This window comes from Rhizobium sp. SRDI943, assembly GCF_057653695.1.
Genome location: NZ_JBYGKN010000003.1, coordinates 144,536 through 166,368 on the forward strand (window position 1 = coordinate 144,536; position 21,833 = coordinate 166,368).

18 protein-coding genes and 2 pseudogenes are annotated in these 21,833 nt (G+C 59.1%); 11 read left to right on the forward strand and 9 right to left on the reverse strand.

Annotation, left to right across the window (positions count from 1 at the left end; genetic code table 11):
- Window positions 1-30: 30 nt before the first annotated feature.
- Together AC245Y_RS31985 and AC245Y_RS31990 are read right to left on the reverse strand one after the other, a co-directional pair.
- Entirely contained in the window at window positions 31-642 is a 612-nt protein-coding gene (locus AC245Y_RS31985) for a L,D-transpeptidase (protein ID WP_017997118.1), read from the reverse strand.
- 500 nt (window positions 643-1,142) lie between these two features.
- Window positions 1,143-1,913: a FadR/GntR family transcriptional regulator gene (locus tag AC245Y_RS31990; RefSeq protein WP_017997119.1), complete on the reverse strand. Its 771-nt coding sequence runs from the start codon at window positions 1,911-1,913 to the stop codon at window positions 1,143-1,145.
- Between the two features lie 240 nt (window positions 1,914-2,153).
- Between AC245Y_RS31990 and AC245Y_RS31995 the strand changes: the two genes are divergently transcribed.
- From AC245Y_RS31995 to AC245Y_RS32025, 7 genes are all read left to right on the forward strand, one after another.
- Window positions 2,154-3,134, forward strand: coding sequence for a substrate-binding domain-containing protein (locus AC245Y_RS31995; protein WP_012760146.1), 981 nt, complete (start codon window positions 2,154-2,156; stop codon window positions 3,132-3,134).
- A 71-nt stretch (window positions 3,135-3,205) separates the two neighbouring features.
- Complete coding sequence (locus AC245Y_RS32000; RefSeq protein ID WP_012760145.1) at window positions 3,206-4,732, forward strand: sugar ABC transporter ATP-binding protein; 1,527 nt, start codon at window positions 3,206-3,208, stop codon at window positions 4,730-4,732.
- A 14-nt stretch (window positions 4,733-4,746) separates the two neighbouring features.
- Window positions 4,747-5,754, forward strand: coding sequence for an ABC transporter permease (locus tag AC245Y_RS32005; RefSeq protein WP_017997120.1), 1,008 nt, complete (start codon window positions 4,747-4,749; stop codon window positions 5,752-5,754).
- Window positions 5,755-5,758: 4 nt separating this feature from the next.
- A complete protein-coding gene (locus AC245Y_RS32010; protein ID WP_026157688.1) occupies window positions 5,759-6,649 on the forward strand; it encodes an aldose 1-epimerase in 891 nt (296 codons plus the stop codon).
- Between the two features lie 20 nt (window positions 6,650-6,669).
- The gene (locus AC245Y_RS32015) at window positions 6,670-8,292 is read left to right on the forward strand and encodes a GMC family oxidoreductase (RefSeq protein ID WP_012760142.1); all 1,623 of its coding nucleotides are present in this window, start codon (window positions 6,670-6,672) and stop codon (window positions 8,290-8,292) included.
- Window positions 8,293-8,403: 111 nt separating this feature from the next.
- A complete protein-coding gene (locus AC245Y_RS32020) occupies window positions 8,404-9,462 on the forward strand; it encodes an alpha/beta fold hydrolase (protein ID WP_020487144.1) in 1,059 nt (352 codons plus the stop codon).
- A 174-nt stretch (window positions 9,463-9,636) separates the two neighbouring features.
- Entirely contained in the window at window positions 9,637-10,686 is a 1,050-nt protein-coding gene (locus AC245Y_RS32025) for a class I SAM-dependent methyltransferase (protein WP_017997123.1), read from the forward strand.
- Window positions 10,687-10,742: 56 nt separating this feature from the next.
- On the opposite strand, the gene AC245Y_RS32030 is transcribed toward AC245Y_RS32025, so the two are convergent.
- Both AC245Y_RS32030 and AC245Y_RS32035 read right to left on the reverse strand, forming a co-directional pair.
- Window positions 10,743-10,931 carry a hypothetical protein gene (locus AC245Y_RS32030; protein WP_128407259.1) on the reverse strand — a complete coding sequence of 63 codons (189 nt, stop codon included), beginning with the start codon at window positions 10,929-10,931 and terminating at the stop codon, window positions 10,743-10,745.
- A gap of 155 nt (window positions 10,932-11,086) precedes the next feature.
- Complete coding sequence (locus tag AC245Y_RS32035; RefSeq protein ID WP_171815749.1) at window positions 11,087-11,302, reverse strand: transcriptional regulator; 216 nt, start codon at window positions 11,300-11,302, stop codon at window positions 11,087-11,089.
- A 187-nt stretch (window positions 11,303-11,489) separates the two neighbouring features.
- Between AC245Y_RS32035 and AC245Y_RS32040 the strand changes: the two genes are divergently transcribed.
- Both AC245Y_RS32040 and AC245Y_RS32045 read left to right on the forward strand, forming a co-directional pair.
- On the forward strand, window positions 11,490-12,380 hold the full coding sequence (locus AC245Y_RS32040) for a LysR family transcriptional regulator (protein ID WP_017997126.1): 891 nt from the start codon (window positions 11,490-11,492) through the stop codon (window positions 12,378-12,380).
- Window positions 12,381-12,737: 357 nt separating this feature from the next.
- A pseudogene (locus tag AC245Y_RS32045) lies at window positions 12,738-13,046 on the forward strand (IS66 family transposase zinc-finger binding domain-containing protein); the annotation flags it as partial.
- A gap of 2 nt (window positions 13,047-13,048) precedes the next feature.
- Here the strand turns inward: AC245Y_RS32045 and AC245Y_RS32050 are convergent.
- Both AC245Y_RS32050 and AC245Y_RS32055 read right to left on the reverse strand, forming a co-directional pair.
- Complete coding sequence (locus tag AC245Y_RS32050; RefSeq protein WP_012760137.1) at window positions 13,049-13,987, reverse strand: sialate O-acetylesterase; 939 nt, start codon at window positions 13,985-13,987, stop codon at window positions 13,049-13,051.
- A gap of 445 nt (window positions 13,988-14,432) precedes the next feature.
- The gene (locus tag AC245Y_RS32055) at window positions 14,433-14,744 is read right to left on the reverse strand and encodes a hypothetical protein (RefSeq protein ID WP_017997128.1); all 312 of its coding nucleotides are present in this window, start codon (window positions 14,742-14,744) and stop codon (window positions 14,433-14,435) included.
- Between the two features lie 286 nt (window positions 14,745-15,030).
- On the opposite strand from AC245Y_RS32055, the gene traA reads away from it, so the two are divergent.
- Window positions 15,031-18,318: a Ti-type conjugative transfer relaxase TraA gene (gene traA, locus AC245Y_RS32060; protein ID WP_017997130.1), complete on the forward strand. Its 3,288-nt coding sequence runs from the start codon at window positions 15,031-15,033 to the stop codon at window positions 18,316-18,318.
- Here traA and AC245Y_RS32065 read toward each other — a convergent pair.
- Window positions 18,240-18,931, reverse strand: a pseudogene (locus AC245Y_RS32065) (sugar phosphate isomerase/epimerase family protein); the annotation flags it as partial. The gene traA and the pseudogene AC245Y_RS32065 overlap by 79 nt on opposite strands.
- A gap of 55 nt (window positions 18,932-18,986) precedes the next feature.
- Between AC245Y_RS32065 and AC245Y_RS32070 the strand changes: the two are divergent.
- Window positions 18,987-19,331, forward strand: coding sequence for a YkgJ family cysteine cluster protein (locus tag AC245Y_RS32070; RefSeq protein WP_017997131.1), 345 nt, complete (start codon window positions 18,987-18,989; stop codon window positions 19,329-19,331).
- 303 nt (window positions 19,332-19,634) lie between these two features.
- Here AC245Y_RS32070 and fcl read toward each other — a convergent pair whose 3' ends face one another.
- Both fcl and gmd read right to left on the reverse strand, forming a co-directional pair.
- Entirely contained in the window at window positions 19,635-20,705 is a 1,071-nt protein-coding gene (fcl, locus tag AC245Y_RS32075; protein ID WP_017997133.1) for a GDP-L-fucose synthase, read from the reverse strand.
- Window positions 20,698-21,789 carry a GDP-mannose 4,6-dehydratase gene (gene gmd, locus AC245Y_RS32080; RefSeq protein WP_012760133.1) on the reverse strand — a complete coding sequence of 364 codons (1,092 nt, stop codon included), beginning with the start codon at window positions 21,787-21,789 and terminating at the stop codon, window positions 20,698-20,700. Before gmd ends, fcl begins: the two co-directional genes overlap by 8 nt.
- Between the last annotated feature and the right edge of the window lie 44 nt (window positions 21,790-21,833).

Below are 21,833 nucleotides of genomic sequence, written 5' to 3' on the forward strand. Positions count from 1 at the left end.
AGAGGTCCATCAGCGATCGATCGGCTACAGTTAGCGCCGAACGATGACCTTCGTTCCCGGCTGCACGATCTCGTAAAGCTCTTCAACATCTTGACGGTACATTCGAAAGCACCCGCTCGACGCGTTGGTGCCGATAGACGAGGGGTCGTTGGTGCCGTGGATGCGCAACAGGCCATCGGCGAGATAGATCGCGCGGGTTCCAAGCGGATTGGCGGGGCCGGGCTTCACCACCGCTGGAAGCCGAGGGTTCTTCTGCCGCATGCTGGCCGTGGGTCGCCATTCAGGATGCGCTCGCTTCGACACGATCCGCGTAGATCCATACCATTGCTTGCCCTCACGGCCGACCGCGATGGGGTAAGCGAATTGCTCGCCCCAAGGGGCGGTGTAAATGAGCGTATGCTCGCTCGTCACGATTTCGATGGTTCCTTTTGCACGTCCTGTCGGCGGTTGCATGCGATCATGCAGGGGCTCTTGATAGGGAGGCGCTGGATCGTAATCGAGTGGTGGCGGATAGGGGCTGTATGGATCGTCGTAACCGGATCCGTCAAAGTCGTCATATCCGTCATACGGCCCATAGATCTGGGCTTGAGTCTGAAAGACCGTCAGCAAAAAGGCCGCAGCCACGAGAGCCAGCAATCTCATCTGTCGCCTTCCGCTTGTTGAACAAGCTTGATTGGGCTGAATTCTGTGGCGGCACTATGACTGCTCGCCGAAGGATCTTGAAAAGCTATTGCCGCTGATAATGCTGCGGTAGCTCAACCGGTCGGCTCCGGCATCGAGGAACTGGCTGAGACCGATCCTCGTCCGCCTCCATCAGGAGGCACCGGATGTCGACCCGCTTGCCACCGCGCTTTACGATGGCCTCCTGGCTCTTGCCACAAGACCGTGAGCTCAGCGACAGTCAACGGAGGTACAGCGTCACGTTGCGGTGATTTCGCTTCGTACTCAAGCGCTAGCAGGTGCGACGATCGTTTGGGATAGCGACGGCCGTCATTGCCGCAACTATGATCGCCTCCTGAATTAGAGACGACAGACCGATGAACAGGGCTTGGGATGGGAGCGAAGGCCTCCCGTGGCGGCGCCTGCATGCTCGCGCGTTGAATCCAGCTTCTCCCATCGCTGAGCGAAGCACTCTTGTTGCCTTAGCGGCTCCCTTTGTTCTTTCGAAGCGCGTCCGTTATTTCCGCTCTCGCAACGCCGATCAAGGTTTCCATCGCCTTTCTGGCTGCGACTGGATCGCGAACGCGTATCGCTTCCAGAACGTCCTGGTGCTTTTGAATGGCCTGTTCGTGAGACTGACTGGCGCGGTTCGTGAGGCGAAAGCTCGCAAGGAGGGCGGCACGAATGGCGCTCGCAAACTGCCTGAAGACCCAGTTACCACTGGCATTGATGATCGCTGTGTGGAACTCAAGGTCCGCCCGGCTCCATTCCTCGTTGTCACGGGCGTTTGCATCGACCATGTCCTCGAATGCCTGGGCAATTCGGGCCAGCTGTTTGGCGGTTGCCTTTGTTGCCGCATGCTCCGCAGCGGCGGGTTCGAGCAAATGACGGGCGTCGATCAGTGACGTATAAAAGGACTCATCGCCACCGAGGGAAAGCATTACGTCAAGAACGAGCGGATCCAGGTAGTTCCAGTTTTCTCGCGGAAGCACCGTGGTTCCGGCTCGGGTTCTGGACCGGATCAACCCGATTGCCGATAGATACTGCATGGCTTCGCGCAACGTCGTTCTGCTGACGCCGAATTGATCGGTCAGGTCCGCTTCATTGGGGAGCGTAGAACCCTCAGGCAACGCGCCGGAGACAATCCGTTCTACGAACTTGGAGAGCAATGCCTCGCGAACGGAACGCTTGCCGCGAGATGCGATCTCGATGCCCCCGTCGGTGAGCTTCCACTCGTTGCGTGAGATTATCACTGGCTGCCTCCCATAACCCCTATTGCGGCTTATCCGAAACTTGCGACGACCGGAAACTCTTTTTCAGGCCTTGTTTCTGTGCGCCGCGTCAATTGGGTTGTAGCACACGAAAAGAGCCGCCCGCCATATCTTTAAAAAAATAAATACTATTTATATTGACAATAATCATACCTAACTTAAATTCGCCTGGTCGGTTGGCTCCGCCATGGAGCCTGTCGTTGAAGATAACGGGAGGGAGCAATGAAGCTCATCGTACGCGCCGCGATCCTGGCGCTCACCACAATTGCTGGATCACATGCCACGTCAGCTTTCGCGCAAGACAAGGACCTGAAGGTCGGCGCCATCTACATGGATGCTCAGGGGTTTTATGCAGGTGTTCGCAAAGGCATCCAGACCGGCGCGAATGATGCCGGCCGCAAGCTGGACATCGTCGAGACCAACGCTCAGGGTGATGTAAGCAAAGAATCTTCGTTCATCGACTCTCTGATCTCATCGGGCGTGCAGGCCATCATCGTATCGCCTGTCTCCGCCGATGGTTCGAATCGCGCGATCCGCCGCGCTCATGAAGCCGGCATTCCGGTCGTCTGCTACAACACATGCCTCAACGACGCCGACATGAAGGAATATATCTCGGCCTACGCTGTCGGCGATCCCTATGATTTCGGTCACAAGCTTGGTGATGCTGCAGCCGACTACTTCATCGCGGAAAAGAACGATGCGCCGAAGATCGCCGTCCTTAACTGCGAATTCGTGGAGGTGTGCGTGACTCGCCGCAAGGGCTTTGAGGAGGCACTGAAGGCAAAGGTCCCAGGCGCACAGATCGTCGCAAACCAGGAAGGCGCTGTCCTTGACAAGGCGGTTTCGGTAGCAAGCACGATGCTGTCGTCGAACCCTGATATCGATGCCTTTTTCGGCGAGGCAGGTGGTGCAACACTCGGTGCCGCTCGTGCGGTAAAGAGCCAGGGTAAGACCGGAAAGGTTGTCGTCTTCGGTGGCGACATGACGACCGAGATCGCTCAGGAGCTGGCCGACTTCACCGTCATCAAGGCCGTTGTCGATATCTCCGGCCAAGGTCTCGGGAAGCTTGCGCTCGCTCAGGCCATCAAGTCGATCGACGGGCAACCGCCGGAAGGCATCAAGGTTGCCTACAACATCGATCTCTACAAATCTTCCGAAGACGGCAAGGCGTGGCTGAAGGCCCACTCCGACGGCATTCCGTAAGCTCACCTCCCAAGTCACGAGCGTCGAGGCCACCGGACGACCGGCGGCGCCTTTTCGGAGGTGGAAATTGAATGACACAGACATCGCGAACGGCCGAACTCGCTTCCCATCCGATCGCATCGATTGCGGGGTGCACACGTCAATATCCTGGCGTGCTAGCTCTCGACAACGCATCGTTTTCAGTAGCGGCCGGAGAGGTGAGGGCGCTACTTGGCAAGAACGGCGCGGGCAAATCGACGCTGATCAGACTCCTCACTGGAGCTGAAATCCCCGATAGCGGAACCGTGATGATCGACGGCGAGGAACTGCGACACTCGGGATCCAGCCGCGCTCAGGATGCATTCGAAAAGGGTGTTCGGGTCGTCTACCAGGAACTCAGTCTCGTTCCTGGCATGACGCTTGCGGAAAACCTATTCCTTGGCCGTTGGCCGAGGAAGGGCGGTGTCATCCAATACGCCGACATGGAAGCGGAAGCATCCGCGGCCATGCGACGACTAGGGCTCAACCGTACCCCCAATGCCCTGGTTGCAAGCCTGAGCCCGGCTGAGCGCCAGCTCCTCGAGATTGCTCGCGTCCTCCTTGGACGGCCGAAACTCGTCATTCTCGACGAGCCGACCAGTTCGCTTGCGGCCGCCGAAGCCGAGAAGGTGATGGCGGCGGTGACCCGCATCGCTTCGGAAGGCATCGCGGTCATTTATGTCAGCCATAGAATGAACGAGATCCGCCAGATTGCGCATTCAGCCACGATCATGCGCGATGGGCGCATCATCGATACTGTCGACGTCAAGGGCGCCGATACTCGAGAGATCGTTCGGCTCATGCTTGGCGCCGAGGCTTCAAAGGCAGCGGCATTGGACAATCGAAGCCAAGAGAACACCGTTCTGGAAGTTCGAGACATCGCCCTGGCGCCCAAGCTGACTTCCGTTTCCTTTCAACTCAGGGCTGGAGAAGTGCTCGGGATTGCCGGGCTTCTAGGCTCCGGGCGGACAGAGCTCCTTCAGGCAATCATGGGCGTCCGCTCCTACGATCACGGGCAAGTCCTCGTCGACGGTCAGGCCGCTCAACCCGGCCGGTACAAAAGAATGATTGCCATGGGCTTCGCCTATACGCCCGAAAGCCGGAAAGAAGAGGGGATCGTTCCTCTTCTCGGTGTCGACGAGAATACGCTTTCGACAAATTTTGCCGGCGTCAGCAAGCACGGAACCCTATCTGCCAAGATGATGGCGGATGCCACCCGCAAGGTGATCCAGCGCCTGCATATCAAGACAGCCCAGACGAACACCCCGATCGGCACGCTGTCGGGCGGAAACCAGCAAAAGGTCGTTATCGGCAGATGGGTTTACGCCAACAGCCGCGTCCTGCTCCTAGACGAGCCCACCAGAGGCGTGGACGTCGAAGCGAAGGCTCAGATCTACGCCATCATTCGTCAGCTTGCAGCGGAAGGGCGGAGCGTGATCTTCGTTTCCAGCGAGATTGAGGAACTGCCGCTCGTCTGCGATCGAGTGCTGGTCCTCAGGGACGGGACCCTCAAGGAAGAATTCAAATCACCCAAGATCGATCAGGACGCCTTGATGGCCGCCTGCATCGCCGGACATTGAGGGAGAGACGCGATATGTCACTCGACCAGACTGCAAAGTCGGAATCGGCGACCGAAGGAACAAGATCTCGTTTCTCGTTGTCGCAACATATGAACGAACTCAGTTTGTTCGTTGCGATCGTAATACTTTACGTCGTTTTTACAGCCACCGCGAACGGTTTCCTTTCGTTCAATAACCAGATCAACATCCTCCGAGACGCGGCTACGATCGGGATCGCTGCGTGGGCGGCTACGCTCATTATCATTGCAGGTGAAATCGACGTCAGCGTCGGTCCGATGGTGGCGTTCATTTCAGTCGTGCTTGCGTTTCTGCTTCAGTGGGGCGTTCCGACTCCGATCGCCTTCGCGCTTGCGATTTTGGTCGGTGCTATGCTTGGTTCGATCGCCGGAGCTCTGCGAGCATACTTCGATGTCCCGTCCTTCGTTGGCACGCTCGGTCTGTGGAGTGCTCTTCGCGGGACTGCATTGTTCGTGACCGATGCGCTGCCCGTTTCTATCGGTCGCAACGATACCCTGGACGCCCTTGATCGTTCGTTTCTTGGCATTCCGCCTGCCGCAATCATCATGCTGATCTTGTTTGCGGTGTTCACCTTCATCAGCCGAAAGACAGCTTTCGGCAGGTCCGTGTTCGCAATCGGCGGCAATGCTCACGCAGCGTTTCTGAGCGGCATCAGTGTTTCCAAGATACGCGTCGCGCTGTTTGCGATCGCCGGTGCAATGGCGGCAATTTCCGGTATTCTCCTGCTCTCACGACTAGGATCGGGCAACGCGACCGCAGCGACCGGCCTCGAGTTCGACGTTATCGCAGCAGTCGTGGTCGGAGGAACTTCGCTGTCTGGCGGGCGGGGCTCGATGCTTGGCACGCTTCTGGGCGTGCTCGTTATCACCCTCATCGGTAACGGCCTTGTCCTGCTTGGCATCAATCCTTTCTTCCAGCAGGTTGTGCGCGGTCTGATCATCGTCATCGCGGTGCTCGCCAACATCCAGGCGATCAAGCGCAGCATGTCCCGTAACAAGAGCTGATCTCATGTCCATTGTAAGCCTTGAGGCAGGGCCGCTGTCTCTTCGCGTCTCGACAAGAGGAGGGCTTGTGCTCGGCTTTTGGCGAGATGTCGGGTCGGCCAGGACAGCGCTTCTGCGTCCCTGCCTGTCCGACGACGTCGATGCGCTTGGCTCTTCCTGCTACCCGCTTGTGCCATTCGGCAACAGAGTGAAAGACAATAAATTCTCGTTTGAAGGAAGCGACTATCACTTCCGCCTGAACACGGATTGGGACAAGCACTATCTGCACGGCGAAGGCTGGCAGGCGGACTGGTCTATCGGACGGAGGACACCGACGTCGGTTGAACTGGTGTTCGCCCACGAGGGCCAAGGCACCCCATACGAATACCAAGCCCGGCAGCGCTTCGCCCTCGACGAACAAGGGTTGACCATGACGCTTGCGGTCGAAAATCGTGGCCAACGCTCACTGCCGTTCGGACTCGGCTGGCATCCTTACTTTCCGATGACGCCGAAGACGACGTTGCTTGCTCCGGCTCGCAAGTTTTGGACGGAAGTCGAAGGATGGCTGCCAGGCCACCAGACCGAAATACCGAAGGAGCTGGATTTTAGTTCTCCGGCGTCGCTGCCCCAACATTGGGTCAACAACGGGTTCGAGGATTGGAGTGGTGAAGCACTCATCACTTGGCCGGAGCGGAATACATCGCTCCATTTAACTGCCGACGCCATTTTCAAGCACGCCTTTGTGTTCGTATCAGATACGACTTTCGATACGAGCTTCAAGCGTGACTACTTTTGCTTTGAGCCGATGAGCCATCTGGCCAACGGCCACAATATGCCCGACCTTGGCGGGCTCAAGGTTTTGAAATCCGGTGAAGCCATCTCTGGCAGCATCCACATGCGCCCCTCCAGCATCTGATATCGATTACGGAGTTCCCAATGCCTGCGAGTGACCGTTACGATTACATCATCGTTGGTGGAGGAAGCTCCGCCTGCGTCGTCGCCGAGAAACTGGTGCGCGAGGGCAAGGCGCGCGTCCTGCTTCTGGAGCGCGGACCCGCAAAAGCCAATCCGATCATGAGCTTTCCAGCCGGGTATATGAAGTTCCTTGCCAAAGACACATATCTCGCCATGCATCAAACGAAGCCGCAGCCCCAACTGGACGGCCGTGGTCCCATTGTGCCGCAGGGCAAGGTTCTAGGTGGCGGCAGTGCCGTCAACGCGATGGTCTACATGCGCGGACAGGAGGCGGATTTTGATCTTTGGAACGAACTGGTTACGCCGAAAGGATCCAATGACGGCGCCTGGTCCTACGGCGACCTGCTTCCATATTTTAAGGCGCAGGAGGACAATGATCATCTTGCCGGCGACTTCCATGGTGTCGGCGGGCCGCTGAAGATCTCACATCTTGGACACACAAGTGCGATGACACGGACCTACGTGAAAACCCTGCAAGCCATGGGAATCCCCTACAACCCGGACTTCAACGGCGCACATCAGTTTGGCGTCGGATTCATGCAGCATACCATAGACTGGAAGACCAGAAGGCGGTCCAGCGCCGTCGATGCCTTCCTCGCACCGGTGATGAGCGATCCGCTGCTGACCATCGAGACGGAAGCGACCGTCACCTCGATCAGGATGGAAAGCGATCGCGCGACTGGCGTCGATTACATACGCAACGGGAGCCGGAAATCCGCGAGCGCGGGGGAGATCATTCTTGCCGCTGGAGCCTACCAGACGCCAAAACTGCTGATGATTTCTGGTGTTGGACCGGATGACGAACTCACCAAGCATAATATCCAGAAGAAAGTCGTGCTGCCTGGCGTCGGCAAAAACCTGCAGGATCATTACGAGTGCCCGGTCGTTGCAACCACGAAGGGGGCGTTTGGCTATTACGGTGCGGACCGAGGCTGGCCGATGATCAAAGCTGGGCTGCAGTATCTCATGTTCAAGACGGGTCCGGTGTCGACGACTGGGGTGGAGACCTGCGCGTTCTACGACCCTGACGGCAATAACGATCGACCGACGATCCAGATGTTCTGTGTGCCGACCGTCTACCTGGACCGGGACGTCATGGGCACCGAACCCGGTGATGGCGTCACGATCAACTCGCTTCTGCTTCGTCCAAAGGCGAGAGGATCGGTGACGTTGGCCTCAAGCGATCCATTCGAAAACCCGATCGTCGACACCCAGATCTTCGGCCATCCCGATGACCTGCGCCTGACCATTGCAGGGTTCCGGTTCGCCCGGACGGTTCTCGAAGCGTCCCCCATGCGTGAGCTGATCGAAAAAGAGATATTCCCTGGCGCGGACGCGACAAGTGACGAGGCCCTCGCCGCTCATTGCAAGCGCACTGTTAAAACCGGCTATCACCCTGTCGGCACGTGCAAGATGGGTCAAGACAGCGACCCAGATGCGGTCCTGGATTCCAGCCTCAGGGTCTGGGGTACACGAGGCTTGCGGGTCGTAGACGCGTCTCTGATGCCAACGATCGTCAGCGGCAACACCAACGCTGCCGTCATGGCTGCGGCAGGCAAAGCTGCCGGCCTTATCCTCGCATAGACTGGGCATATCATGAAATTCACAAACTACAGGCCATCGCTGGATCAATTGGAATCGCCCCCGTAGGAGATAGGTCTGTTATGCGATCGTCGGCTGCGATATTCTCGACCGATGAAACTCAGTCAGACCATACGGTTCGCTACAGCCGAGGACGGCACCCGTATTGCCATGGCCTCTTGCGGGCAGGGTCAGGTGATCCTGCGGGCGGCGCACTGGCTGAGCCATGTCGATTACGATCTCGAAAGCCCGGTGTGGCGGCCGTGGCTCCAGGCACTGTCCGCCCACAACCGGTTTGTACGCTATGATCCGCGCGGCTGCGGCCTGTCGGACCGGCATGTCTTTGACCTCTCGGTCGAAGCGTGGCACGCCGACCTTGCTGCCGTGGCGGCGTCGATCGAGGAGCCGCGCTTCGTCCTCCTCGGTCTTTCGCAGGGCGGCGCGCTCGCTATCGCATATGCCCTCAAATATCCCGAGCGAGTATCGCATCTGGTGCTTTTGAACGCCTATGGTCAGGGTGCCCGCGCCAGAGCTCAGACCGAGGCGGAGCGGCTGGAAGCCGAGACCCTTGTCAATTTCGTTCGCGTCGGCTGGGGACGCGACAATCCGGCGTTTTGCCGGTTCTTCACCAATCTCTTTATCCCCGACGGCACGCCTGAACAGCATCGCTGGTGGGGCGATCTCGAGCGGCAAACGGCAACGGCCGACGTCGCCGCACAACTGCTTTGGCAGATGCAGGGGATCGATGTGCTGGATCTTGCGGCGATGCTGAGCGTTCCGACGTTGATCGTACACAGCCGCGGTGACATGCGCGTGCCGTTTGATCAGGGTTGCAAGCTCGCCGCCGCGATTCCGGGCGCGAGCTTCGTGCCGCTTGAGAGCAAGAACCATGTGCTCTTGCCGGACGAGCCCGCGTGGAATGTGTTTCAAACGGAACTTGCTGCCTTTCTCGGGCAGGATCGGTCGGTGCGGCCGCGTGCGGTCAATGAGGCCGGTCTGACACCCGCCGAGGCCGCCCTTCTCGACCTCGTTGCGGAGGGGCTAGACAACCGCGCGATCGCAGAACGGCTTGGCAAGAGTGCAAAGACCGTGCGAAACCAGCTGTCGGTGATATTCAGCAAACTCGGCGTGCATAGCCGCTCGCAAGCGATCGTCGTCGCGCTCTCCCGATAGTCCCGCTTCTGCAGGTGGATAGACCTCCTCCGATGCCAATGGGACATGTGTCCCTCCAAGGAGCGGGATTTCTTCGCAGACGCGGGACAACCGCCTCATGCCCGCCGAGACGGCAAGCTTCATCCTCGGCGTCACGGATGGCAGGACGCCATCCGAGCACCGGGAGGAATTCACGTGACGGAAATAAACGAAACAACGCTCAATGAACTCGTGGGCCGCGTCCTTGGCGACCTTGGCGGAGCGGTCAGCGTACCTCTGGTCCGGATCGGGGATGCTCTTGGGCTGTACAGGACGCTGAAGGAGACCGGGCCGGTTAAGGCCGACGAACTTGCCGATGCCTCGGGATGCGCACCTCGTTATGTGCGCGAGTGGCTGGCGGCACAGGCTGCCTCCGGTTATGTGCACCATGAGCGAGGATTGTTCTCGCTGACGCCCGAACAGGCCTTCGTGTTTGCCGAGCCGGACAGCCCGGTCAATCTGATCGGCGCGTTCGATACCGCTGCTGCGATGGTCGAAAACCAGCCGAAGGTGCAGTCCGCTTTCAAAACCGGCCGAGGCGTTGCCTGGGGCGATCAGGCTGGCTGCATGTTCTGCGCCGTCGCGCGGCTGTTTCGCCCAGGTTATGTCAATGCCCTTGTGCAGGACTGGCTGCCGGCGCTTGACGGTGTCCTCGACAGGTTGAAAGCCGGTGCGAAGGTGGCGGACGTTGGATGTGGGCACGGGCTATCGACGATCCTGATGGCGCAGGCGTTTCCCAATTCCCGGTTCGTGGGCTACGACTTCCATCCGGGCTCGATTGCCGCTGCAACCGCGCACGCCCAGGCACACGGGTTGACGAACCTGCACTTCGAAGTCGGCAGGGCGCAGGATTTCGACGGGCGAGATTTCGATTTGATCACCTGCTTCGACTGCTTGCACGACATGGGCGACCCGAAAGCCGCTGCGGCTCATATCCGAAAGGCGTTAAAGGAGGGCGGTGCGTGGATGGTGGTCGAACCAATGGCCGGAGATACGCTGGAGGAGAATATCAATCCGGTTGGACGGCTCTATTACTCCGCCTCGACGATGATCTGCGTTCCGACCTCGCTTGCGCAGGAGACAGGGCTGGCACTCGGTGCGCAAGCGGGAGAGCGGCGATTGGCCGAGGTGATCCGCTCAGGCGGTTTCACTCATATCCGGCGTGCAGCCCAGACGCCCCTCAACATGATCCTCGAGGCCACCTGACAGGTCGCGCCTTCTATTGGAAATGTCGCGCCACATTCCAGGCCTCGTCAGGAAAGTCAACGAGTGAGGTGGCTGGCTTGCAGGAGCACGCCAGCCACCTCAACTTCAGCGACGGCGGTAAACCGTGCATCTGATTGCCGGTCTGTTCGAAGTATTCGCTGAGCCCGTTCGATGCCCTGAACGATGCCGACGCGACGGTCCTGCTCGAAAAACACTCGATCGCTCCGGATGAGACGTTCTGTCAATGCGCCCAGCCTCCTGAAACTGCGAGACGCCATTTTATCGGCCAAGGACGCACGACTTCGGGACGTCTTGCAGGAGATCATGGGCACACAAAACGCGTGAAGAGCGGATTCGAACCGCACTATAAGTTCGACCAGCGCTGTGGACTTGCCGTGCGTCATTCCATTGCCTTCAACCGAATTCCGGGACCACCGACCCCAGAGTAATCGCCATCGAGGAATATAACCCCTGCTTCTTCTAAAACTGTCCGAATGGCTGCGATTGTCCTCGGCTTCAGATCCTCGCCGCGCTCAAATCTCACGATCGTATTTGTTGAGACAGCGGCTGCATCGGCGAGTTGTTTCACGCCCATCTCCAGCGCGGTTCGCGCCATCTTACACTGAATAGGCAACAAAATCGCTTCCCCATATCGAATTCGCCTTGACATGGCGATTTTTGCGTCGTATGCACACTTTGCGGGGGCTACCTCCCGCGCGAGCTGATTCTATCAACGGCGACTATAGCCTAGCTCAGTGCTGAAGCGCGAGGGCGGCGTGAGACGTCGTCGGGACAGGGCATTCATGGAACTACGCCAGCTCTCCTACTTCGTCGCGGTGGCCGAGGAACTGCACTTCGGCCGGGCGGCCGCCAAGGTGCGCATCGCCCAGCCGGCGCTCTCCAACCATGTGCAGGCGCTTGAACGGGAGCTCGGCTGCGCGCTGTTCATCCGCTCGACCAGACGGGTGGAACTGACGCGGGCAGGGGAGATCTTCCACGAGCGCTGCGTCGGGATCCTCAGCGAGGTCGATCTGTCCGCCGAGATCACCAGGGCGGTGGCCGGCAAGACGATAAGGCAGATCAGGATCGGCACCGTCTATCCGGCGACCACCGGCGTGCTGCCGGCGTTCCTTGGAAAGATCGCCCGCAAGTACCCGGATATCCGCATTCATATATCAAGCGGCAATACCGGCGACATCATCCGCGGCCTGGAAAACGGCCAGATCAATCTCGGCTTCATCCGGCCGGTGGAAAACATCGGCTCCTTGCGCTTCTCCTCGATCGCCCATGAGCGTTATCTGCTGGCGGTGGCGAGGAGCAACCCACTGGCGGAGCAGGCAGAGATTTCCATCGAGGATCTGCGCGGGGAGAAGATCATCGCCTTCAATCGCAAGAACCTCTCCTACACAGAGCGGTACTTCAATGAGAAATTCGAGGAATACGATCTGACCCGCAACATCGCTTATAGCTGCGACGACACCTATTCGCTGGTGTCGCTGGTTTCTGCCGGCCTTGGCATCGGCTTTGCGCCGGAATGGACCGAGGGCCTGCCGAACCGGGACTTCGAACTGAAGGCTGTCAGAGGCATCGACTTCAGGATCGGGCTCGGTGTTGCGTGGAGCAAGGACGACCCAACCGCCTCGCGCGATGACATCGTCGATATCGCGAGGTCACTGGCTCGGCCGGCCAGGTGAGGCGAGGGAGCCCACGGGTCCGCCCAAAGCGGAACGGCTTGCCGGGGGCAGTCGGTCCCGGGTTCCGCTCGTTCCCGAGCGGCGCTCCGCTAACCCTCCTGCGGCTGCCCTTTTAACCGGTCAAGCCGTGCGCGAACTGGCGCCGGCGCGGACGCGCCTTCGCCTGGTATGCTCATTGTTTGGAGGAGCGTCCTTGCCGAGGCAGGCACGATCTCAAGAACAAGAAGTGCTGACAGTCGCAAGTTCGGCATTTGATTCACGACGTACACGCGATAGCACATCGAGCGGTCCGTCTTCTGCTCCCACATTGTTCTCGCCGCCCTGATCTGTGATCGCCTTTCCATGGACAAGCGAAGGGATCTCGCGGTGGAAGACCTTGAGACAGCTATCGCGACCGTTCATGCAGAGCCGAGGCCGATAGCCCTTCAGGCAAGCAGCACCCCAAAACACGCGCCGCCAATTGCGGCCCGTCCATCTTCCTCGTATCGAGGAGATCATCGAGCCGGAAAGCCCCCATCTGCTCTGCGGCGGAGGCTTGCATGGCTTGGCGAGGACGTGTCCGAACGGTTGGGCGTCGTTCCAGCGCAGTGCACGCGTCCTCGTCACCGCCGTCCCAAATACGCCTGCCGGGCCTGTACCGACAGCGTTGTTCAGGCTCCAACGCCTGACTATTGCGAGGTTTCCAGATGGCGATCGCCGCGCAGAAGATTCAGCCAGGCCCGGGCCGCTTTCTCCCCGCCTGTGCCCCCGAAATGGCAATCGTCGTAGCGGTCGTCTCCATCGAGTAACGCATCAGAATTTACCCCCTCTCGGATACCATGGCTGCTTTTTGACAGGGCCAGTTGCGCCCGTACGATCGCATTGTCTGGAATATGCTCCTTGAAGCCGCCGTTGCTCGGTTCGAGGCATTTCGATGCAATCGAAATGTAAACGGGTGCTTCGACGCCGTGCTGACGCAACGTGTCAACCATCGACATGAAACGTTCCTGGTAGGCCTTCGCAGTGGTGCCCATAACGAGGTCCGCCTCTCCTTGCACCCAGAGGACGTTCGTTATCCGGTAACCGGAACCCTGAAGCTGTTTCACTGTATCGACTAGCACGGGATTGAAGTCACCACCTGCCGCCCATCGTGCGACCTCAGATCCGGAATATGCGAGAGGTGCGAGGATGACGTTGTCATTTTGACCCGATGCTATCAAATTGTTCCCAAGAAGCGTCCAATACTCTCCCCTCGTATTGGTCGATCCAAGAAGTGGCGACGCCGCGATGAAGCAGCGTTTGTCAAAGGCGTTTACAACGCGAGCGCCATAATTCGAGCGGTGCCGTTGTCCACCGTAGTTGGCCGCGTTCGATTGGCCAAGAATGAGTAAGACAGCAGTTCGGTCAGTCTGAGGCGGGCAGGCCACAAGCGTTTTTGATTCATCCCCGATCAGTCGTTCGTTGTCGTCGAACGTATAACGGCTTGGAGCCGCCGCCTTCTCTCCGCCAACCATTTTCTTCAGCGCGGAAAGTTGTGGCCAAGGAAAGATCTCATGTCTCGCGCTCATGCCGCCCAGAACATACATGGCGATCAAGGCGGCCAAGCCGACTGCCATTGTTTTGAGCATGTCGTTGCCTTTTGAATGTCAACCGATGATTTGGAGCCTCCGGCGGGCCGAGCTATCCTAGCGTGGACATTGGCCCGAATGAAGGCATGTCTGTATCCCCGCAATATGTTCCTCGCAATCACTACCGGCCACCTGATAATCGGGGCATCGACATCGTCGCCGAGTGATCGAGCCAGCCTGTGCTTTTCCTGACCGCTCACCACAAGCATCAGCGGAGGGAAGTCTTCGCTTTATCCCGACTCTTTGCATTGTTCGTTTCCAACACGGTTCGGCGACTTGGCAATTCATCAGGGAGGTTCTGACTGGAGTCGGCAACATTGCTAGAACCTCCCTGACGTCCTTTCAACAAGCATCAGGACAATCTAGGCCCGATTGTGCCGAGGGAAAGCCGGACCTAAGTCGGACTAGCGACCCTAGGTCTCACTGTTCATCTCGTTGGCATGGATCATGATGTTGCACTCCCGTTGCCGATATCGCCGATAGTCGGCTCATTTGCCTGCGGCTTCAGCAGATCGTCGAACAGATCCCGGTCGCCATCGCGGGTGAGGAACTTTGGCAGTTCGGATCTGAGCCAGGCTGCCAGTCCTCCGCCGATCTGCACATCGCGGTCATTCTCCAGCCGATGCAGCACCAGTGCGCCGATCAACACCTTGCGGCGCGTGTCGATGGCGCGCTCCTGCTTGCCGAGACGGATCTGCAATGTCTTTCGCTGGGCCTCCAGCTGGGCGAGCCGCTCGCCGATGGTTTTGCGCGCCATGATGATTTCTCCCTTGGTCCCATTGAGCCATTGGCCGCGGCAATGAATGGATGATCAGAGCCGCCGGCGTGCCTGGATCGAAGTTGTCTCGAAGAGCAGCACTTCGAAACCCGCAAATCTGCGCGTGGAAGCGACCGGCTGAACGGCTTACGAGGTCATCGGGAGATTGCCGCGTGCTCCCACCAGTGCCCGAAGGCGCGAAGCGACGAAGGCACAAGGGCGCACTTACGAGTTGCCGGGCAACTCAAAGCGCGGGCCGGCAGCCCGCTAACAAAGGGGACAAGCGATGGCGATCTATCATCTCAGCATGAAGCCGATCGCCCGCAGCGCTGGCCGCAGCGCTGTCGCGTCCGCCGCCTATCGTGCGGCCGAGCGGCTGACGAACGAGCGTGATGGGCTGACCCATGATTTTAGCAACAGGAAAGGTGTCGAGCATGCCGAGATCGTCTTGCCGACTGGGTCTTCCTCCTATTGGGCGATGAAGCGATCGGCCTTGTGGAATGCCGCCGAGCGTGCCGAGAAACGCAGCGACGCCCGTATTGCACGGGAATTCGAAATCGCGCTCCCACACGAATTGACGCCGGATCAACGCCTGGCGCTGACGCGGGCCTTTGCGCTGCATCTGGCCAATCGTTATGGCGCCGCCGTCGACTTCGCGATCCATCGGCCGGGCGAGGGAAGCGACATCAGAAACAGCCACGCGCATCTGATGATGACGACGCGCCAGGTGAGGGAAACCGGTCTTGGCGACAAGACGCTGCTCGAGCGGGAAAACAGATGGCTTCTCGCCAATCACCTGCCGCCATCGCAGCTGCAGCTGAAGGATATCAGACAGGCCTGGGAGCATCTTGCCAACACGCACCTTGAGAGGGCCGGGCTCGATATCCGCATCGATCATCGTTCGCATCTGGAAGCCGGGATCACGATCGAGCCGAGCGAACATGTCGGTGTGCATGCGACTGAGATCAATCGGCAGGGTGGGGCAGTCTCGCGCGTCCGCATCTCACCGCAATCGGCCGAGCGAAATGCCGAGACCATCCGGAGGCGCCCGGATGAGATCCTGAAGCTGATCACCAACGAGAAGAGCGTCTTCAACCGCTATGACATTGCCAGGGCCTTGCATCGATACATCAATGACGATCCGCAGACATTCCAGAATGCTTTTGCCGCGGTCATGGCGTCGAAGGCACTGGTCGAGCTCAGACCCGACAGTTCAAGCCTTCGCGGCCGTGACGGAGAGGCACGTTATTCGACGGTCGAGATGGTGACGATTGAGGGCGCGATGGCAACATCCACTGTTGCGATGAAGACGCGCCAAAACCACGGTGTGGCGAAGCGCAATGTCGATGCTGCGATCGCCGAACAGGACAGATCGATCCAGGCGGGAAATCCTTCACCGGGGCAGGGGCTGTCGGCGGAACAGCGCCAGGCGATCGAGCATGTCACCGGCGCCTCTCAGATCGCCGTGGTGATCGGCTTTGCCGGTGCCGGCAAGAGCACGATGCTGGCAGCTGCCCGCCAGGCCTGGGAAGCGCAGGGCTATCGCGTTCATGGCGCGGCATTGGCCGGCAAGGCCGCGGAAGGCCTGGAGCAATCGTCCGGCATATCGAGCCGCACCTTGGCGTCCTGGGAATATTCCTGGCAGGCCGATCGCGGTCGGCTGAATGCTCGTGACGTCTTCGTTATCGACGAGGGCGGCATGGTCGGAAGCCGTCAGCTCGCCCGCTTTGTCGACGAGGTCAAACGGGCCGGCGCCAAGCTGGTCCTGGTCGGCGATCATGAACAGCTTCAGGCGATCGGAGCGGGCGCGCCGTTCCGGGCGATTGCCGAAGCCGTCGGTCACGCGCAACTGTCGGAAGTGCGCCGGCAAAAAGCCGATTGGCAAAAGCAGGCCTCGATCGACTTTGCCTCGCATCGGACTGCGGACGGGCTTGCTGCCTACCAAGCACATGGCAACATCCAGCTGAAAGCAAACCGCGACGACGTGCTGAAGGCGATCATTGCCGATTACGTCGCTGACCGATCGGCCAATCCCAACGACACGCGCATTGCCATGGCCCATCGGCGGATAGATGTGGCTGCCATCAATGCCGGCATTCGCGCTCGGTTGCAGGAGCGCGGTGAGCTCTCAAGAAGCACCGGCACCTCGGATGATCGTGGTGAGGAACTCACCTACCAGACCAGCAATGGGAAGCGATCTTTTGCGCGCGGCGACCGCATCGTCTTCCTGGAGAACGATCGTGATCTCGGCGTCAAGAATGGCATGCTGGGCGAGGTGATCGCCGTCCAACCGGACGCAATACAGGTTCGGCTTGACGGCAAGGCGCAGACGCAAGATGGGCAACGCCAGGTGACCGTACCGGTCAATCGTTACCAAGCCTTTGATCACGGCTACGCCACGACGATCCACAAGACGCAAGGGGCTACCGTCGACCGGAGTTTTGTTCTGGCGTCGACGACGATGGACCGGCATCTGACCTACGTGGCGATGACCCGTCATCGCGAGGCGGTACAGCTCTATGCAGGGATCGATGCGTTCAAGACGGAGCGATCCCTGACAGAGACACTGAGCCGCTCAGGCGTGAAGGAGACGACGCTCGACTACACGCATGACTTTGCCAATCGGCGCGGCATGGAGGATCGCCAGGGGCAGGGCGAGAGTGAGGTCGCATCTCACGAAATCAGCAAAGGGATACAGCCCATCCTGGACACGGCGGTTCCCAAGCCAATGCAAGAACCACGGCCGCACGCAGCCCGCAGCATCGCCGATGGCGGCTCTTCGCACCAGGACCCCAATGTCGATGGACGTCGCGATGAACGCCGCGTGCTCGTTGCGGCGGTTAAGACCTATGCGATGAGCGTCGAAGAGGTCGGACGGTCAAAGGCAATGCTGGCATTCGACCGAGATTGGGAGGCGGCAAAGCAGCTCGCGCCGCAGGTGTTCAAGGACGCGCCAGCGGCCATGGACGTGTTGCGCGGCCGCATCCTGAACGAGAATGCAGATCCGGTCGCGCTTGCCAGTCAACTCAGCACTTTGCCCGAGACGATCGGTGCGCTCGCCGGCAAGACCGGCCTGTTCGGAGACAACGCCGAACGCAAGCACGCGCTTTCGCGGATCGATGCGCTGGCTTCACATGTTCGCCAATCCGCCAACACCTGGCAGCGTCGCCTTGCGGCTGAATGCGGCTCGGAGCGCTGGAAGCGGGAAAAGCAGGACGGGGTCGAGGTTCTGGGGCCGAGCCGCCGGAGCGAAGCGCTGCTGCGCCAGCTCGACGATCTGCCTTATACGGACAAGGCAAAGTTCGTCGAGCAGCTGGCGGCGACACCGGAGGGCCGTCAGGCGCTTGCCGAGGCAAAGGACATCGTGACTGCGATCGAAACGCGCTTCGGTCGCGCCGATCCCTCAGATCTCGCGGAGCAGCTGAAGCGAGTGGGGCCCGATCAGGTTGAGGACGTCGAGCGGATCCGCCAGGTTGCTCGCCTTGCCGACCGCGGTCATCGTGCGGAGCTCACCCAGCAGATGGAGTTGAAGCGGTCGCTTTCGCGGGGCAAGAGCTTGGGGCTTGGGATGTAGATGTTTGGGTCGGACCAGGGATTTCGAGGAGGCTCAGGCTGGCGATAGACCGCTTCCGGTGTCTCGGAAAAGTCGCGCCAGACCTTGTCGCGGCGGCGAGCTCCTTGAGGCCTCGACCAAAGGCCTCGATTGTCAGCCACCCGTCGCAGCCGCTCGCGCGTCGCGCCTTGAACCTCTCTGCCCAGGGAATGTTGCCGCCGGGTAAGCGGCGGTCGTTCTCCAAAATGTAGACATGCACGATGCGGTCACTGTTTCGCGTGAACGCGCCGATTGGATCTGTCTCTTCGATTTTGCTGTGGAACGTGTCGTACATGGCGCAGATATGCGGATGTCCGACCGCATCGATATGGGCCGCAAGATCGTCCATCGTGTTGAACAGAGCATTCGAGGCGATTCAGCGCCTCAAGCCCGATCATTACGCTGTGCTTTGCTGCATGATCGCCGATCGCGTGTTGTGAGGAAACCGAGCGCTTGAGTTCCGCCGCGCTCGGCCGGCTTCCCGAATTTTGCCGAGCGTCGAATGCCGCGGGCCGCTCAGCATCGTCGTGCCGAGCGCGTCGCTGCAGTCGATGGCCCATTTCACGTAGTCGATGCCGCGTCTGCGGTGCGCTCGCTCAGCGCATAGCCGAAGGCTTTGCTCTTGGCGGCCTATGTGGTAGGAGCGGGCCATGACATCATTGATCGATTTCAATTGCCAAGGCTGCGGAGCCTGCTGCTCCTATTCGCCGACCTGGCCCAGATTTTCCACGGAAACCGACGCTGCTCTCGATTTGCTGCCAGCGCATTTCGTAGCTGCGAACCAGCAAGGAATGCGTTGCGACGGTGCGCGCTGCTCCGCATTGGTCGGTCGCGTCGGTTCAGAGACATCCTGTCAAGTGTACGATCTTCGGCCTGATGTCTGCCGCGCCTGCGTCCCAGGGGATGACGCTTGCTTGACCGCGCGCGCGTTCTTCGGGCTCGGTAAGCCAGGTTTGCCGCCCAGTGACATCGATGCGGAACCGCCAATCAACTGAGGCGGGGTTCCGTCCGGCTCCTCTTCGCCTGTCGACTTTACTCCAGCGATTGTCGTCCGAAAGGTCAGCCGAAGGTAAGGCCCGGTGGAGTCATCCGATGTGGACTATCTGCCTAGTAGCGCGACAAGCGATATCGGCATTTCGACCGCGAAAAAATCCAACGCCGCACCGATAATCATCAACCACACGACCATCAAGAAAATGAGCGCTGCAATCCTGATTTCTACAGGCTGCATTATTTGCGCCGTCCCAGCATATACGTCCCCCCGAGACAAAACCCCTGTTATCCCTCGTGCAAATTCCCTATGGCGAGGGATGATGCGCAACGGTCGAGAGCGTGGGCGCGTGCGGCGCCGAACTCTTCGCTTTCTCGAAACTGATGTCGCTTTGACCGATCAAGTCGCTGGACACAGCTCTGTCGCTGCGTTCGAGATGATGGCCATCAAGGAAGGAGCGGTAGGCATCTGCGATGCCCTCTTTCAGACCTATCTTAGGAGACCAGCCGAGACTGCGGAGCTTGTCGACGCTCAGGAGTTTACGTGGCGTGCCATCTGGCTTGGTGAGGTCGCGGGTGATCTTGCCTTCGAAACCAACGATCTTGGAGACGAGGTATGCCAATTCGAGAATGGTAATGTCTTCGCCACAACCTACGTTCACATGACTTTCGGCGGAATAGGTTTTCATGAGATGGAGGCAGGCGTCGGCGCAATCGTCAACATGCAGGAATTCGCGCCGCGGCGTGCCCGTACCCCAGACGCATATCTCTTGCTGCTCGCTGACCTTGGCCTCATGTGTCTTGCGTATGAGCGCCGGCATGACATGGCTTGACCCGAGGTCAAAATTGTCGCCTGGACCGTAAAGATTGGTCGGCATGGCCGAGATGAAATCTCTACCGTGCTGTTTGCGATAGGCTTGGCAGAGCTTTAATCCGGCAATTTTGGCGATCGCATACCATTCATTGGTGGGTTCAAGCGATCCGGTCAGAAGTGAGTCCTCAACGATCGGCTGGTCGGCGAATTTCGGATAGATGCAGGACGAGCCCAGAAACATCAGTTTTTCGACGTGAGTTCTATGGGCTGCGTGGATGACATTCGCTTGGAGAATCAAGTTGTCGTAAAGGAAGTCGGCCGGATAGGTAGCGTTCGCGAGAATACCGCCGACCCTCGCAGCAGCTAGGAAGACAGCATCGGGACGATGCTTACTCATCCAGGCCTCCACCTGGTCCTGCCGTCTGAGGTCGACCTCGGCGCGGGTGGACGTCAAAATTTCGCAGCCCTCGGAAGCGAGACGCCGCACGATCGCAGAGCCCACCATGCCGCGGTGGCCCGCGACATAGACCCTCTTTCTGGTAAGGCTGTAGATCACCTCAGGCATGGGCAAAACCCTTGGTTACACCGACCGACGGAACATTTCGTGCCATGACTTTCAGATCCGCGCGAACCATCTCCGCAATCAGTTGATCAAGACTGGTCTCATGTTTCCAACCAAGCTTCGTGTGCGCTTTCGTCGGATCGCCGATCAGAAGATCAACTTCAGTCGGGCGGAAATAAGCGGGATCGATCTCCACCACACACTGACCGGATGTCTTGTCGTATCCCTTTTCCTCAACTCCGTTCCCACGCCAATCAATCGGCATGCCCACCTGGGCAAAGGCCTTGTCAACGAAGGAACGAACCGAGTGCGTTTCGCCGGTCGCAAGGACATAGTCCTCCGGTTCATCCTGTTGCAGCATCAGCCACATGCCACGGACATATTCTCGTGCATGTCCCCAGTCGCGCTTGGCGTCCAAGTTGCCGAGATAAAGCCTTTCCTGCAGTCCAAGATGGATCGCCGCAGCCGCCCGGGTGATTTTGCGCGTCACGAATGTTTCGCCGCGGATCGGGCTTTCATGATTGAACAAAATGCCGTTCGAGGCGTGCATGCCATATGCCTCGCGATAATTGACCACAATCCAATAGGCGTAGAGCTTGGCCGCAGCGTAGGGTGATCGAGGGTAGAAAGGTGTCGTTTCGCTCTGCGGGACTTCCTGGACTTTGCCGTAGAGCTCTGAGGTCGATGCTTGATAGAAGCGGGTCTTCTTTGTCAGCCCCAGGAGGCGAATGGCTTCAAGTAGCCGAAGGGTGCCGGTTCCATCGGCGTTAGCCGTATATTCCGGGGTCTCGAAAGAGACTTGAACGTGGCTCTGTGCGGCGAGATTATAGATCTCGTCCGGCTGCGTTTCCTGAACCACGCGGATGAGGTTCGTTGAATCGGTCATGTCCCCGTAATGCAGAATAAAGCGAGGATTTTCGACATGGGGATCCTCGTATAGATGCTCGATGCGACTGGTGTTGAAGGACGATGAGCGTCGCTTGAGGCCGTGAACAATATAGCCCTTCTCCAGGAGCAGTTCGGCCAAATACGCACCGTCCTGACCTGTTATGCCTGTAACCAGTGCAACCTTATTTTCGTTTTTCATGCGGTCTCCGTAATTTATTTCGGCGGAATCAGGCGGACACGCGC